The organism is Mesorhizobium sp. M0037 (genome assembly GCF_040323635.1).
Classification (GTDB): domain Bacteria; phylum Pseudomonadota; class Alphaproteobacteria; order Rhizobiales; family Rhizobiaceae; genus Mesorhizobium.
In genome coordinates this window covers 86,024-100,898 of the sequence record NZ_JAMYVB010000015.1, presented here as the reverse complement: position 1 = coordinate 100,898, position 14,875 = coordinate 86,024, and the positions used below count along the sequence as shown (strand labels likewise).

Here is a 14,875-nt window from a genome sequence, read left to right as displayed (position 1 = left end):
CCGAAGCAGAAGCGCGGCTCTCGCGGCTCAGCTCTGGAAGACCACTGGAAACCAGTCCTCGCGCAGTTTCTGGCCGGGCTTCATGTCATGGCCGGCATAGGGCGGCGAGGTACGGCCGGGGCGCTCGACATAGCGCGCATCGTCGCCGACCCAGCGCAGCGACAGCGCCCGGCGCCGCGCCGCGGTCGGATTGCCGCGCGCACCATGCGCGGTGCGGAAGTCGAACAGGATGGCGTCCCCCGGTTCCATCTCCCATTCGAGCACCTTCAGCGACGGGTCCTTGTCTGGATCCGGCACGGGGAGGTAGTCGCCCTCGCCGGCATAGAAATTGCTGTCATCTAGCCAGCGCACCGGCAGGATCATCTTGTCCCATTTGTGCGAGCCGGCGATCAGCCGCAGCGTCGCTTCCTTGACCGGATCGATCGGAATCCAGAAGCTGACGGTCTGGGTGCCATCGACGAAGTAATACGGGATGTCCTGGTGCCAAGGCGTCGGCTTTTGCGTGCCCGGTTCCTTGACCAGCACATGGTCGTGGAAGAACTGGGCGCTGCGCGACTGCATCGCCGCTGCCGCGAGTTCCGCGGCCGGGGAATTGCGCACCACGTCGACGAATTCGGGAATGCGCTCCCAATTGCAGTAATCGTCGAAGAAGCTGCCCTTGCCGTTGGCGATGTCCGAAGCCATGGCGCTGCGGTTTTGCATGTTGCGCTCGATGCCGGCGGCGATGGTGCCGACCCAGTCCTTGAAGGCGCCGCGTATGCAGACCGCGCCGTCGCGCTGGTAGTCGGCAGTCGCTGCGGCATCAATATGTCTGGCGGCCATCTCATGTCTTCCCTGTTTCGATGACCGACTATCGCAGCCGCCGCACATCGCGTAAAATAATAACTTCTCATCTCCCTTATAGCTTTACTATGAACCTGACCCTCACCCAGTTGCGCTACCTCGTCACTGTTGCCCGTCACGGCAGCGTCACGGTGGCCGCCCGGATGCTGAACGTCTCGCAGCCCTCGATCTCGGTGGCGATCGACAATGTCGAAGCGACGCTCGGCCAGAAACTGTTCGTGCGCCAGCGCGGCAGCGGCATCGCGCTGACCTCGTTCGGCCGCAGCGCGGTGGCGAAGGCAAAGCAGGTGCTGGCCGAAGCGGACGAACTGGTTGGGCTCGGGACGCGCGACGCCGATGTCGGCGGCGAACTTGTGCTCGGCTGTTTCGAGGATCTGGCGCCTTATTTCGCGCCGGCGCTGATCCGCGCTTTTTCGCAACGCTGCCCGGCGGTCACCGTGGTGGTCCGCGACGAGACCTTCGAGACGCTCGGCCGGCGGCTCGGCGATGCGGCAATCGATCTCGGCCTGACCTACGATCTCGGCCTGCCCTCGCACTTCGCCCGCACCCTGCTGCATGAGCTGCGGCCACACGCGCTTCTGCCGCAAGGCCACGCGCTGGCCAGCCAGGCCAGCGTCAGCCTGGCGGAGCTGGCGACCCATGCCTTGATCACCACCGACCAGCCGCATAACTGGCAGCATATGGCTGGACCTGTTCCTCAGCCGCGGCCTGTCGCCGGTCTCGCAATCGACGGCGAGTTCGTTCGAACTGCAGCGCAGCATGGTCGCCAACGGCTTCGGCGTCGCAGTGAGCTACACCAGGCCTTATGGCGACAGGAGTTATGACGGGCTGCCGCTGGTCTGCAAGCCGCTGTCCGATCCGCTGCCGATGCAGCGCATCATCCTCACCCATGACACAAGGCAAAGGCTGTCGAAGGCGGCGCTGGCCTTCACGGAGGTGGCGAAGGAATGGTTTGCCAGCCACGATATTTTCACCGCCTGAGCGACAATGCGGCCGCTTGACGGCGCACGCCGCTGCTGCCACTCCAGCACGATGGAAACCATCCAGTCGAAAGCCGCACAGGGCCGCGTCGCCGACGCGCCGAGCGGCCATTGGGTCTACAAGATATTGCCGCGCTCGCTGTGGCCTTACGCGCAGCTTGCGCGCTGGGACCGGCCGATCGGCTGGCAATTGCTGCTGTGGCCCTGCTGGTGGTCGGCAGCGCTTGCGGCCAGCGCCTATCCCCGCCCGGCAGACCCGTTGCTCACATTGCTGCCGTCGCCGTGGTTCCTGTTCCTGTTCTTTGTCGGCGCCGTCGCCATGCGTGGCGCCGGCTGCACCTATAACGACATTGTCGACCAGGACATCGACAACAAGGTCGAGCGCACGCGCTCACGGCCATTGCCGGCCGGCAAGGTGACGCGCCGCCAGGCCTGGATATTCCTGGTCATCCAGGCGCTGCTGGGGCTGGTCGTGCTGTTGCAGTTCAACGACTTCGCCATTCCGCTCGGCATCGTCTCGCTGGTCATCGTTGCCGTCTATCCCTTCATGAAGCGCTTCACCAACTGGCCGCAATTGGTGCTCGGGCTCGCCTTCTCCTGGGGTGCACTGATGGGCTGGGCGGTCGAGTTCGGCGATCTCGATGGCCCGGGCATCATGCTCTATATCGGCTCGATCCTGTGGGTGATCGGCTACGACACCATCTATGCACATCAGGACAAGGAAGACGACGCAATCGTCGGCGTGCGCTCGACGGCGCGGCTGTTCGGCGACAACACCAAGACCTGGCTGGTCGGGCTTTATGGCGGCACGCTGGTCTGCTTCGCCATCGCCTTCGCCTCGGCGCAGGTGCCGGTGGTGGCGCTGGCCGGGCTGATCGCCGCCGGCGCCCATATGGCGCGGCAGATAGCGGTTCTGGATATCGACGATCCCGATCAATGCCTGCGGCTGTTCAAATCGAACAACCAGGTCGGCTGGCTGATCTTCATCGGCCTGATCGGCGGTGCGCTGTGGGTGGCGCTGAAGCCGCTGGTGTAGTCTCCCTTCTCCCGTCACTATACGGGGAGAAGGTGGCGGCAGCCGGATGAGGGGCAGCGCCAATCTTGGAGATGAAATGCACAGCGGCGATATTGCGAGAAATGCCTCGGTCAGCGCCGCCCCTCATCGCCCTGCCGGGCGTTCGTCACTCGAAAAGCCAAGCAATTGGCTTTTCGTCCGCTACGCGGACCGCTCCTCAACCCCCGTATAGTGCCGGGGAGAAGAAGGCTGTCATCGGCGGTTTCGCCAATCGCCGGCCAAGCTACTCCCGCGAAATAATCTCCTGGCCATCGATCACCAGCCTCAGCCCGAGATTGCCGGCCCTGCGGCGGGCGAGGAAGCGCGGGCGGCGCGTGGTCGAGACCCGGCCCTTGCGGCGATCCTTGGCCGGCAGCGCCTTGATGGCGGCGCCGAGCGATTCCTCCAGCGTGCGGGCAATGCCGTCGGATTCGATCAGCAGCATCTGCAGCCGGTAAGCATCGGCCCAGGCGCGCCAGTCGGCGGCGACGTCGTCGAGATCGTCGGCCACCAGCAGCGGCACCGACAGCATCGGGTCGTTGTGCAGGAGTTCGAGGGTTACCGTGACATTGCCTTGCGCATCCTCCATCGCGCGGGCGGCGACGCCGCGAAACGCGTTGGCGGGCAGCGCGATGATCGCCGGCACGCCGCTCATCTCGAGCGTGCGGCGGATGACGGCGCCGCGCTGGTCGATGGTGAAGGTAACGTCGCCATAGTCGTCGCGCGTGGCATAGCTCACCACTTGCGGCAGGCGGAATGGGTCGAGGCGCATGTTGCGCCCGGCCCAGACGGGCTTCAATACACTGTTCATCTGCTGCCTTCCTGTGTTTCTCCTGAGAGCCGCTTTCACGGATCCCACCGGGCCAGTTTTCCCGGCCTCGTTGTGTGAAACATTAGCGCGAGCTTCTGCCGCCCGGCTTAAGAAAGTCAGTTAAATTTTGCTGATCTCAGGCGATGGTTATCGGAATGAGACCAGCCACAAAATGTTGAAAGGATCAGATAACCTTACCGGGATTCATGATGCCGGCCGGGTCGAAGGCCGCCTTCACTCGGCGCATCAGCTCGATCGCCATGGGCGGCGCGGTGGCGATCAGCTCGTCGCGCTTCAACTGGCCGATGCCATGCTCGGCCGAGATCGAACCCTGGAAGGAGCGCACAACATCGTGCACGGCATGGTTCATGGCGTGGTAGAGGCCGAGAAACGCTTCATCGTCACCGCCCTCCGGCCGGGAGATGTTGTAGTGGAGATTGCCGTCGCCCATATGGCCGAAGCAGACCACGCGCGCACCAGCACTGACCGAAGCCACTGCACCGGCCGCCTTTTCGATAAACGCCGGGATGGATGCCACCGGCACCGAAATATCATGCTTGATCGACGCGCCTTCGGGCTTTTGCGAATCCGGCAGCACCTCGCGGAAATTCCAGAAGGCGTCGCCCTGCGCCAGGCTTGCCGCGATCACCGCGTCGCCGACGATGCCTTGCTGGAGGCCTTCCGACAGCACCTCCTCGATCAGCCCCCTGGCGTCCTCGGCCGAACGGCCGGATGATATCTGCATCAGCACATACCAGGGCCAGTCCTCGGCGAGCGGCCGGATGACGCCCTGCGCGTGGCGCAGCGTGAAATCATAAGGACGCTGGCCGATCAGCTCGAAGGCGGTGAGTGCCGCCCCGGCCCGGTCCATCGCCAGGCTGAACAGCGAAAGCGCTGCTTCCGGCGACGACAGGCCGGCAAAGGCGACTTCGCGCCCCTTGGGCTTGGGAAACAGTTTCAGCACCGCGGCGGTGATGATGCCGAGCGTGCCTTCGGCGCCGACGAACAGGTTCTTCAGATCGTAGCCGGTGTTGTCCTTCTTCAGTTTGCGCAGATCGTCGAACACCTCGCCGGTCGGCAGCACGACTTCGACACCAAGGCAGAGTTCGCGCGCATTGCCATAGGCAAGCACGCCGGTGCCGCCGGCATTGGACGAGAGATTGCCGCCGATCTGGCAGGACCCTTGCGCGGCAAGCGACAACGGAAACAGCCGGTCGGCGGCGTCGGCGGCTTCCTGCAGCGTCTGCAGGATGACGCCGGCTTCGACGGTCACCGTGTTCGAGAAGACGTCGATCTCGCGAATGCGGTTCAGCCGCGACAAAGAAAGCACGATCTCGCGGCCGGAGGCATCCGGCACCTGGGCGCCGACCAGCCCGGTGTTGCCGCTTTGCGGCACGACCGGCGTTCCCGTCTCGCTCGCCAGCCGCATGATCCGGCTCACCTCGTCGACGCTGCCGGGACGCAGCACCAAGGCCGTCCTACCGTGCCACAGCCCGCGCCGCTCGGTAAGATACGGCGCAATATCGGCTTGGTCGCGCAGTGCATATTTTTCGCCGACAATGGCAGTGAAGCGGTCGATGAGAGCGGGATCGAGGTCGAAGGGGGAGTCGTTCATCGGCGCAAACTATGGCGCTCAATCGAGCTTGTCACGGGGGGCAGCGGCACGAAACAGCCGGTCGTTGATCGCCTCGCCGAGCCCTTCGACCGGGATCGGCTCGACGGCGATCGTGGCCGCACCGCTGCGGTCGAGTTCCTGCAGATACGCGAACAGATTGCTTGCGGCTTCGCGCAAATCGCCTGACGCGGACAGGTTGCGCAAGGCGGCCGCCGCTTGCCAGCCTTCGGCGCGGTCGCCACCAAAGGCCAGCAAGGCCTCGCCTTCAGCCACACTCTGTGCATCGAGCCGCACCGATGCGCTCGGCGCATAATGCGACGCCAGCATGCCGGGCGCCTCGATGCCGGCTGTCGCGCCGCGCTGCAGCTTGATGCCGGTGACGGCCTCGATATCGGCGGCAGCGATGCCGCCTGGCCTCAGCAGCCGCACGCTGTTGCCTTCGACCTTGACGATGGTCGATTCCAGCCCGACCGGGGTGGCGCCGCCATCGACCACCAGCCGGATTTTGGCGCCGAGATCGGCCGCCACGGCTTGCGCTGTCGTGGCGCTTATCTTGCCCGAAGAGTTCGCGCTGGGCGCGGCCAGCGGCCGGCCGAGCCTGGCGATCAGCTCGCCGCCGAAGCCCCTCGGCATGCGCAGCGCGATCGTATCGAGCCCGGCGGTGACCAGCGGATGGATGCCGTTGCCGGGTCGGAGCGGCAGCACCAGCGTCAGCGGCCCCGGCCAGAACGCCTCGGCCAGCCGCTTCGACAGCGGGTCGAAGATCGCAATGCGCTCGGCCATCGCGAGATCGGCGACATGGGCGATCAGCGGGTTGAAGCGCGGCCGGCCCTTGGCTTCGAAGATGCGGGCGACGCCGACGCCATTGGTCGCGTCGCTGGCCAGTCCGTAGACGGTCTCCGTCGGGATAGCGACGACGTCGCCGCCCTCGAGCAGCGCCAACGCCTGCTCCATCGCCTCGCCGACGGATAGTATCTCAGCCACTCGCTTCACCTCACAGCGCCGGACCTAAAGCGCGTCGCGCTGAACCGGATTCATGCGACGCGCTTTAGGTCTTTGTTTTGATGCATGTCGTTCTCTCAAAACCGGGGCCACTTTTGAGCGACATGCATTAGAGCGGTTCAGCTGTTCGCTTAAACGCTCTAAGTATTTGTTTTTGCGCAATTCAGGACGGAAAACCGCTACTCACTTTTCCTGGAATTGCTCTAATACGGCAGTGGTTTTCGGGCAAGCCGGCGTTGGCGAATTATCAATGCCTAAAATGCTATGTTTCCCTGCAAGCCGGCATCAATCCACTGGGGTTAGGCTACTTGGGTTAGGGCTGGCAGCTTGTTGGGCAAGGGGACGGTTTCGATGTCGATGCGTGTGCTTGGAGCGCTTGGTTTCACCCTGGCGGCGATGACCGGTGGGGCGCACGCCTCGTCGATCGTCTTTCTCGGCGTCTCGACCTCGACGCCATCGGTCATCAAGGTTGGCGGATCCGAACCGGTCAGGATCGCCTCGTCGCCATCGATCGTCGCGCTCGGCGATGCCCAGCCCGATGTGACTTATGAAAAGGTCGCGGCGATCCCCGAAAAGCCTAGGCACGGCCAGGACCCGATGATCATTCGCGGCGGCATCGTCGGCGGCGCCTTCGCCGCGCCGGCTCCGGCCAGGGCGAGCGCCGCGGCGCCGGCAACTGAGCCGACGGCAGAGACCGCACCAGCCGGAACTGCAACGGCATCGAACGGCAAGCCCGAGTCGCAACCGGCAGCGCCGCAGCCGGCAGCAACACCGCAGCAGCCGATCGAGGGCGTCGGCAAAGCCGAGTAGGCCATTCAGCCAAAACAGTCGGCCAAGACAGTCGGCCGATCCATGCCGCTTGACGCCGATCGACGCGCCGGCGCACGATCGGCTTGGCGGCGGCGGCCCCAATTTCGCCAATCGGTTTTGGCATGAGCGCGCCGGGTTGTAGGAGAGCGAGGGGTTATCATGAACATGACGAAATCTTTGATTATTGCCGGCCTGTTGCTGGCGTCACCTATAGGTGTCGGCGGCGCGCAGGCCGGTGACGAGCTAGGGTCCTACGTCGCGCGCATTTCCGATCGCGACCACCATGCCAGCGACGGCTATGAGCTGAGCAGCGCAGCACAGATGGTGCGGCAGGACCGTGCCAACTGGCACAAGTTCCACCGGCGCGATGCCGACGACCAGGGCGATGACTGGTTCCGCAGCAACGATGATCGCGCGTATCTGGAACGCATGTTGAAGCGCGGTGGCGCGATGAGCTCCTCGACACGGAACGCCATCGTCAATGGCGAGCCGCTGATCCAGGTCGACGTCTATTCAGACAGCGTGCATGTCAGCATTTTGGAGGACTGACGGAGTCAGCCTCGGGAGGACTGAAACAAGACGGGCGGCGTATGGACGCCGCCCGTCTTCGGGCTTGTCCGTCGCTTAGCCAGCTATTCTGGAGAAATCAGCCACCTGGTCGGTGGCCGTGCGGATGCGGGCGAGCAATGCCAGACGGTTGGCGCGTACGGCCTGGTCCTCATCATTCACGAGAACACGTTCAAAGAATGAATCAACCGGTTCGCGCAGCACGCTAAGCGCCAGCATGGCGGCGGAAAAGTCTTCGTTTTGAATCGCTTCGCCGGCTTCTCTCTCCGCCTGATTCACCGCTGCAAACAGCGATTTCTCGGCCTCCTCGCGAAACAGCGCCGGCTCAACAGTCTCGGCGACGAGCGTTTTCTTCTTCTCCTCGGCAGCCAGAATGTTGGCCGCCCGCTTGGCGCCGCCGAGCAGGTTCTTGCCGTCCTCGGTGTCGAGGAAGGACCCCAGAGCTTCGACGCGACGCACGATCTGCAGGAGGTCGTCCGACTGCGATTGGCCGATCTCCCCCCTTGTGGGGGAGATGCCCGGCAGGGCAGAGGGGGGCGCGCCAGAATGAGAGGTCGGCGGGACAGCGCCCCCCTTTGTCGGCTTCGCCGCCCCCAAAAGGGGGGAGATTGGCGCGCTTCCACCACCTGCCAGCACGGCGTCAATGAGATCATGCCGAGCACCCTGGTCGCGGAGATAGACTTTCAGGCGGTCGTGGAAGAAGGCGAGGAGGTCGGGGCCAAAGGCCCGTCCAGCCTTAGACGCGAGATAACTCGCCGTTTGATAGGCACTATCGAAGAGCGATGTCAGCGGCAGTGAGATCCCATTCTCGATCAGGATCCTCACCACGCCCAGTGCGGCCCTTCTCAGCGCGTAAGGGTCCTTAGACCCCGTCGGCTTTTCGTCGATGGCCCAGAAGCCGACCAGCGTGTCGAGCTTGTCGGCCAGCGCGACGGCAATCGACACCGGATTGGTCGGCACGCTATCCGACGGACCTTGCGGTTTGTAGTGCTCCTCGATCGCCGCAGCCACGGACGGATGCTCGCCCTGCAGAAGCGCGTATTTGCGGCCCATTGCGCCTTGCAGTTCCGGAAACTCGCCCACTGCTTCTGTCGTGAGATCAGCCTTGGCCAGCACGGCGGCGCGAGCGGCGAGCGCGGTAATCTCCCCCCTTGAGGGGGAGATGTCGCCGAAGGCGACAGAGGGGGTCGTCTCGCGTGGAGCGCCAACTCCCTCTTTCTTCGAGAGACCGGACGGCGTCGCGGCAGCCGAAGCGACCCCCTCTGGCCTGCCGGCCATCTCCCCCTCAAGGGGGGAGATCGACTGCGCCACTGTTGGCGCCAGCTCTTCCGCCAGCCGCTTGATCCGCTCCACCCGCTCGCCTTGCGTGCCGAGCTTGGCGTGGAAAGTCACCCCGAGATGGTCGAGGCGGGCCATGCGTTGGTCGAGCGGCTGTTTCAGATCGAGCCCGAATTTCTTCGCCGACGCCTCGAGCTGCTCCAGATCCGGCAGATCGCCCTGGTCGGTCTTCCAGAAATACAGCGCGTCCGACAGGCGGGCACGCACCACCTTGCCGTTGCCGTGCGCGATCTCCTTGCCGCCATCCTTCGCCTCGATGTTGGCGGTGAGGATGAAGCGGTTGGAGAGGTTTTCGCCGTCGCCTTGCGGACGGGTGACAAAGCATTTCTGGTTGGCGCGGATGGTCAGCCGGACCACCTCGGGCGGAATGGCAAGAAAGGCCTGTTCGAATTCGCCCATCAGCACCACCGGCCATTCGACCAGGCCCGACACTTCTTCCAGCAGCCCTTCGTCCTCGACCAGATCGAGCCCGTTGGCGAAGGCGAGGTTGCGGGCGTCGGCAAGGATGATCTCCTTGCGCCGGTCGCCGTCGAGCACGACCTTGGCCGCTTCCAGCTTGGTCACGTAATCGTCGAAGCGGCGCACGGTGATTTCACCCGGCGCCATGAAACGATGGCCATAGGTGATATTGCCCGAGCGGATGCCATCGATCTCGAAATCGACCACCACCGGCTCCTCGGTCTCCGGGCCGAAGGTGCACAGGATCGTGTGCAGCGGCCGCACCCAGCGCAGCGAACCGGGCTTGGCCGAAGCCGGCCCCCAGCGCATCGATGTCGGCCAGGGGAAGCTGCGGATGATGGCCGGCACCAGTTCGGCGATGATTTCTTCCGCCGCCCTGCCCGGCTTCGAAATATGGGCGACGTAGAAATCGCCCTTCTTCGGATCGGAATGAACATGCGCCTCGGCAACCGAGGCAAGGCCTGCCTTGCGCAGAAAACCCTGCACCGCCTGTTCCGGCGCCGTCGTCGACGGCCCCTTGATCTCCTCGTGGATATCCTTCGAGCGCGCGGTCAGGCCCCTGACATCGAGCGCCAGGCGCCGCGGCGTCCAGTATTCGCGCGCGGCGTCATAGGTCAGACCCGCCGCGACCAGACCGTCGGTCAGCATCTTCCTGAGATCGCCCGCCGCCTTGCGCTGCATGCGGGCGGGAATTTCCTCGGAGCGAAGTTCTAGCAACAAATCCGGCATCAGAGTTTCTCCACCCGCATGCCTTCTCCCTGATTGCGCGTCCTCGCGCCTCCGGCGCTGCGGTTGCGCGGCCGGGCGGGGATTTCCTCGGAGCGAAGTTCTAGCAAAAGATCCGGCATCAGAGTTTCTCCACCCGCATGCCTTCTTCCTGATTGCGCGTCCTCGCGCCTCCGGCGCTGCGGACGCGCGGCTGGGCGGGGATTTCCTCGGAGCGAAGTTCTAAGAGCAGGTCTGGCATGGTTAAGCTCCCACCCTCCCCTTGATGGGGAGGGTCGGCGCGTAGCGCCGGGGTGGGGTGGCGACCTCTCAGCCGCCGATACCTTCGGCACCATCGCGCAAACGCAGGTGTGATTTTCGTTCTTCCACCGCCGCATAGATCGTATCGAGCACGGAATCCAGTTCGTTTTTGATTTCATGGTTCCAGAAGCGAATGACGCGGTAGCCTTGGCTCTCGAACCATTTCGTTCGACGCTCGTCATGGCGCAGCTGGTCATCGAAGCTGTGATGGACACCGTCCACCTCAATGATCAGCTTCAGCCGGTGGGAGATGAAATCAGGGAAGTAAACGCCTACCGACGCCTGCCTGCGAAAATGAGTGCCTTCTACTGGAATGCGCCACAGATGCCGCCACAGGATGCGTTCCTCGTCGGTCATCGCCGCGCGAAGCCTTTGCGCAGACTGCAGCTTGAATCGATCGAGTTTTGGCATGAAACGTCGCGCTGTCACCCCCACCCACCGCTTCGCGGCGACCTCCCCCATCTAGGGGGAGGTAAGAGGGCATAGCAACTCGGCTGACCGCTGTTTCCAGAAATTTGACCGCCCCTGTCGGGCCGCAACCAGCCCGCCCGTCCTTGGATCAAAGATTTCTATGAACCAAACGCAGCGCTGAAGCGACCAACGCTCAGGCAGGGACCTATTGGCTGAACGACCATGAAAACGGCATCGAGACTTCTCCAGATCATCGCGCTCAGCGCCTGTTTGACCGCGCAGGCCCATGGCGCCTTCGCGATGCCGGGCGTACGGCAGGCTATGCGGACCATGGCCGGATCGACTGGCCCGATGTTGGCCCCAATCAACATTTCCCTCGAAATGATGAAGTGAGCCTCAGGCGGCGAGCCCGCCGGCCCGGGTCTGCAAAAATGCCTCGCCGCAGGCTTTCGCCAGATTGCGCACCCGCAGGATGTAGCTCTGCCGCTCGGTCACCGAAATCACGCCGCGCGCATCGAGCAGGTTGAAGACGTGGCTGGCCTTGATGCACTGGTCATAGGCCGGGAAGACCATGCGGTGCATCGGCAGATTGTCGTTTAAGGCCGGGGCGCCGGCCGCGAGCAGCGCCTTGCATTCGGCTTCGGCGTCCTCGAAATGCCTGAGCAGCATGGCGGTGTTGGCATATTCGAAATTGTGCCTGGAATATTCCTGCTCGGCCTGGAGGAAGACCTCGCCATAGGTGACTTTTTCAGCACCTTCGCGCCCGTTGAAGTTGAGGTCGTAGACATTGTCGACGCCCTGCACATACATGGCCAGCCGCTCCAGGCCGTAGGTCAGTTCTCCCGCCACCGGCGCGCATTCGATGCCGCAGACCTGCTGGAAATAGGTGAACTGCGACACTTCCATGCCGTCGCACCAGCACTCCCAGCCGAGCCCCCAGGCGCCAAGCGTCGGGCTTGCCCAGTCGTCCTCGACGAAGCGAATGTCGTGCAGCAGCGGATCGACTCCGATCGCCTTGAGCGAGCCTAGATAGAGCTCCTGCAGGTTCGGCGGATTGGGCTTCAGGATCACCTGGTACTGGTAATAATGCTGCAGCCGGTTGGGGTTTTCGCCGTAGCGGCCGTCTTTCGGCCTTCGCGAGGGCTGGACATAGGCAGCGTTCCAGCCCTTGGGCCCGAGCGCGCGCAGCGTGGTGGCCGGATGGAAGGTGCCGGCGCCGACTTCCATGTCGTAAGGCTGCAGGATGACGCAGCCATAGGCGGCCCAGTAATTGTGCAGGGTCAGCACCAGCCCCTGGAACGAGCGGCTGGGGTGCATATGGGCTGGACTGTCTGACGTCACGGCGGCCTCGGAAAGCGCTGAAATGATGCCATTCCCTAGTTGCCGGGCCGGCAAGCGTCAAGGCAGCGCCTTACGCGCCTTGATGAGAGGTTGAACGCTTTGCTTCGGACTGGCCCATTGCCGGACGGCGCCGGCAGCCGTTTGCTCGCCTAGCTTCAACGACAAAGGTTCAGCCATGCAAGGCCAGTTCACCGTACGCCCCGTCACCCGAGAGGATTACGAGCAATGGCTGCCGCTGTGGGACGGCTACAATGCGTTTTACGGCCGCTCGGGCGAGACCGCCTTGCCCGGTGACATCACTGCAATGACATGGTCGCGCTTCTTCGATGCCTATGAGCCGATGCATGCGCTGGTCGCCGAGAGCGAAGGCAAGCTTCTCGGCCTTGTCCACTATCTCTACCACCGCACCACGACGGCGATTTCGCCGAACTGCTATCTGCAGGATCTCTTCACCAATGAGGCGTCGCGCGGCAAGGGCGTCGGCCGGGCACTGATCGAAGACGTCTATACCAGGGCGCAAACCGCAGGCTCCAGCCGCGTCTACTGGCTGACACACGAAACCAACCACACGGCGATGAAGCTCTACGACAAGATCGGCGATCTCTCGGGGTTCGTCGTCTACCGAAAGCTGTTCTAGAATGAGCGCCAACGCTGGGTCTGCGCCGCGTCGCTTCGCTCCTTGCTCCGCCATAGAATGACGATCGCGATAGTGCGTCTCTATCTCTTTGTTTCTGTCGCAATTCCGAACGGAAAACCGCGCACACTTTCCTGGAATTGCTCTAAGACGCCAAGCCGAAAAAACGGGGCTCAGCGAGCCCCGTTTCATCAGAAGTACGGCCCGATCACCCCTTCGGCGCTGGCGGGGTGGCCGGCTTGACCTTCGGGGTTTCCTGCGCCGTGTTGGATTCGATCGGCGGCAGGCCCTTCATCAGCTTCTGCTGCAAAATGGCAAGCACATCGGGATCCGGCTTCAGGTCGCGCGCCTGATTCCACTGGAAAGTGGCTTCGAGCTTGCGGCCGACGCGCCAATAGGCATCGCCGAGATGGTCGTTGAGCACCGGATCTTCCGGCTTGAGCGACACGGCGCGCTCCATTTCGCGCACGGCGTCGTCGAACCGGCCCATGCGGAAATAGGCCCAGCCCAGCGAATCGACGATGTAGCCGTCGCTCGGCCTGAGGTCGACGGCCTTCTGGATCATCGCCAGGCCTTCCTTGAGGTTCATGTTCATGTCGACCCAGGAATAGCCGAGATAGTTCAGCACCTGCGGCTGGTCGGGGAACAGTTCCAGCGCCTTGAGGAAGTTCGGTTCGGCCTTGGGCCATTCCTTCAGCCGCTCATAGGCGATGCCGCGCTGATAGTAGATGTTCCAGTTGGCATTGGTCGGCGTCTTCAGCACCGCGACCGCCTTGTCATAGAGAGTGGCGGCGGAGCGGAAATCCTCCTTCGAGGCATAGACCCCGCCGAGCGCCAGATAGGCGCGCATGTCATCGGGGTGAGCTTCGACGAATGCCTTCAGATGGGCGATCGCCTCGTCGTGACGGTTGAGATCGGCAAGGTTGAGGCCGAGCTGCAGGTCGGAAAGCTCTTTCAGAGGCGAAGAGGCTGGAATGCGGCTATAGAGGGCAATGGCGCCTTCGCCGTCCTTCAACTGCTCCGCAACGGCGGCAAGCTGCACCAAAGCGGCGTCGCTGTCGGGCTTGAGCGCGAGCGCATATTGCAGATAGAGGCGCACGAACGGCTCGCCGCCGCCGCGATTGAGCGCGATGGCGAGGTCGAGCAGGATTTCAGCGGCGCCTTCGGAGGGACTGGCGACGAAGGGCTCGATCTTGTCGCCCTTGCTGATCCTGTCGCGAAGCGCCTGGATGTCGAGCTTGCCGGGCGCGAACGCCTCGGCCTTGTCGAGCACGTAGAGCGCCTTGTTCTTGTTGCCCTTGCGCGCCAGGAAAGACGCGTAGGCCTGGGCGTTGCGCATCCATGTCTCGGGCGCGGCACCGCCGGCCGTGACGTCGGTCAGGGTCGCGTCATAAAGCGCGTCGGCCTTGTCCGACAGGCCTGCGGCATCGGCGATCAGCGCGCGGTGGAAGGACTTGAACAGGCCGAACCAGTCAGGCCCCTGCAGTTTGTCGATCGAGGCCATCGCCCCGGTGGGGTCGCCGGCGCCCTCTTGTGCCCAGCCGGACATGACGCCGGAAATCAGCCGGTCGAGATCGGATTCGAGCGACAGCTTGAGCCAGTACTGCGCCTTGGTGAAATCCTTCTTGTGGAAGGAATCGACCGCCAGAGCCAGACGCGAGAAGCGCTCGACGTCGGGAACTGCCTTGAGCTTGTCGGCATAGACCAGCGATTCCTCGAAGCGGCCTTGCGCGATCAGCGACAGCATCAGGCTTTGCTGCAGCGAGGTGTCGCCGGGATTGAAGGCGAGCGCCTGCTTGTAATAAGCGATGGCATTGTCGAGGTCGTTGTCGCCTTCGGCGATGCGGGCGGCGAGATAGGCGCCCGAGAAGGAGGTGATCTTGACCGGGTCGGTCGATTCCTTGGCGTAGGCAGGCAGCGGAGAAATCGCCATCCCTGCCACAATTGCCAGCCCCGCGAGCCAGCGCGCACGTCCTTGCCGCAT

13 protein-coding genes and 1 pseudogene are annotated in these 14,875 nt (G+C 63.7%); 6 read left to right on the top strand and 8 right to left on the bottom strand.

The window, feature by feature from the left end; genetic code table 11:
• Positions 1–27 precede the first annotated feature (27 nt).
• Positions 28–822, bottom strand: a complete 795-nt coding sequence (locus NKJ78_RS21925; RefSeq protein WP_352460045.1) for a phytanoyl-CoA dioxygenase family protein — start codon at positions 820–822, stop codon at positions 28–30.
• Positions 823–911: 89 nt separating this feature from the next.
• On the opposite strand from NKJ78_RS21925, the pseudogene NKJ78_RS21920 reads away from it, so the two are divergent.
• Together NKJ78_RS21920 and ubiA are read left to right on the top strand one after the other, a co-directional pair.
• A pseudogene (locus NKJ78_RS21920) lies at positions 912–1,824 on the top strand (LysR family transcriptional regulator).
• 51 nt (positions 1,825–1,875) lie between these two features.
• Positions 1,876–2,859 (top strand): 4-hydroxybenzoate octaprenyltransferase, encoded by a 984-nt coding sequence (gene ubiA, locus NKJ78_RS21915; RefSeq protein ID WP_023738477.1) that lies wholly within the window; start codon positions 1,876–1,878, stop codon positions 2,857–2,859.
• Positions 2,860–3,121: 262 nt separating this feature from the next.
• Here the strand turns inward: ubiA and NKJ78_RS21910 are convergent, their stop codons facing one another.
• From NKJ78_RS21910 to NKJ78_RS21900, 3 genes are all read right to left on the bottom strand, one after another.
• Positions 3,122–3,688, bottom strand: coding sequence for a DUF6101 family protein (locus tag NKJ78_RS21910; protein WP_023668457.1), 567 nt, complete (start codon positions 3,686–3,688; stop codon positions 3,122–3,124).
• Positions 3,689–3,872: 184 nt separating this feature from the next.
• Positions 3,873–5,303 carry an FAD-binding oxidoreductase gene (locus NKJ78_RS21905; RefSeq protein WP_023738476.1) on the bottom strand — a complete coding sequence of 477 codons (1,431 nt, stop codon included), beginning with the start codon at positions 5,301–5,303 and terminating at the stop codon, positions 3,873–3,875.
• Between the two features lie 18 nt (positions 5,304–5,321).
• Positions 5,322–6,287, bottom strand: coding sequence for an L-threonylcarbamoyladenylate synthase (locus tag NKJ78_RS21900; RefSeq protein WP_352460046.1), 966 nt, complete (start codon positions 6,285–6,287; stop codon positions 5,322–5,324).
• Between the two features lie 369 nt (positions 6,288–6,656).
• Here NKJ78_RS21900 and NKJ78_RS21895 point away from each other — a divergent pair, with 369 nt between their 5' ends.
• Together NKJ78_RS21895 and NKJ78_RS21890 are read left to right on the top strand one after the other, a co-directional pair.
• Positions 6,657–7,115, top strand: a complete 459-nt coding sequence (locus NKJ78_RS21895) for a hypothetical protein (RefSeq protein WP_023706636.1) — start codon at positions 6,657–6,659, stop codon at positions 7,113–7,115.
• 165 nt (positions 7,116–7,280) lie between these two features.
• A complete protein-coding gene (locus tag NKJ78_RS21890; RefSeq protein WP_081731237.1) occupies positions 7,281–7,664 on the top strand; it encodes a hypothetical protein in 384 nt (127 codons plus the stop codon).
• A gap of 75 nt (positions 7,665–7,739) precedes the next feature.
• Here the strand turns inward: NKJ78_RS21890 and glyS are convergent, their stop codons facing one another.
• On the bottom strand, positions 7,740–10,208 hold the full coding sequence (gene glyS, locus NKJ78_RS21885) for a glycine--tRNA ligase subunit beta (RefSeq protein WP_352460047.1): 2,469 nt from the start codon (positions 10,206–10,208) through the stop codon (positions 7,740–7,742).
• 306 nt (positions 10,209–10,514) lie between these two features.
• The gene (locus tag NKJ78_RS21880) at positions 10,515–10,916 is read right to left on the bottom strand and encodes an endonuclease domain-containing protein (protein ID WP_352460048.1); all 402 of its coding nucleotides are present in this window, start codon (positions 10,914–10,916) and stop codon (positions 10,515–10,517) included.
• Positions 10,917–11,138: 222 nt separating this feature from the next.
• On the opposite strand from NKJ78_RS21880, the gene NKJ78_RS21875 reads away from it, so the two are divergent.
• Positions 11,139–11,309 (top strand): hypothetical protein, encoded by a 171-nt coding sequence (locus tag NKJ78_RS21875; RefSeq protein WP_352460049.1) that lies wholly within the window; start codon positions 11,139–11,141, stop codon positions 11,307–11,309.
• A gap of 3 nt (positions 11,310–11,312) precedes the next feature.
• On the opposite strand, the gene NKJ78_RS21870 is transcribed toward NKJ78_RS21875, so the two are convergent.
• A complete protein-coding gene (locus NKJ78_RS21870; RefSeq protein WP_352460050.1) occupies positions 11,313–12,257 on the bottom strand; it encodes a glycine--tRNA ligase subunit alpha in 945 nt (314 codons plus the stop codon).
• A 175-nt stretch (positions 12,258–12,432) separates the two neighbouring features.
• On the opposite strand from NKJ78_RS21870, the gene NKJ78_RS21865 reads away from it, so the two are divergent.
• Positions 12,433–12,894, top strand: a complete 462-nt coding sequence (locus NKJ78_RS21865) for a GNAT family N-acetyltransferase (RefSeq protein WP_023687114.1) — start codon at positions 12,433–12,435, stop codon at positions 12,892–12,894.
• A gap of 205 nt (positions 12,895–13,099) precedes the next feature.
• On the opposite strand, the gene NKJ78_RS21860 is transcribed toward NKJ78_RS21865, so the two are convergent.
• A complete protein-coding gene (locus tag NKJ78_RS21860) occupies positions 13,100–14,875 on the bottom strand; it encodes a tetratricopeptide repeat protein (protein WP_023709651.1) in 1,776 nt (591 codons plus the stop codon).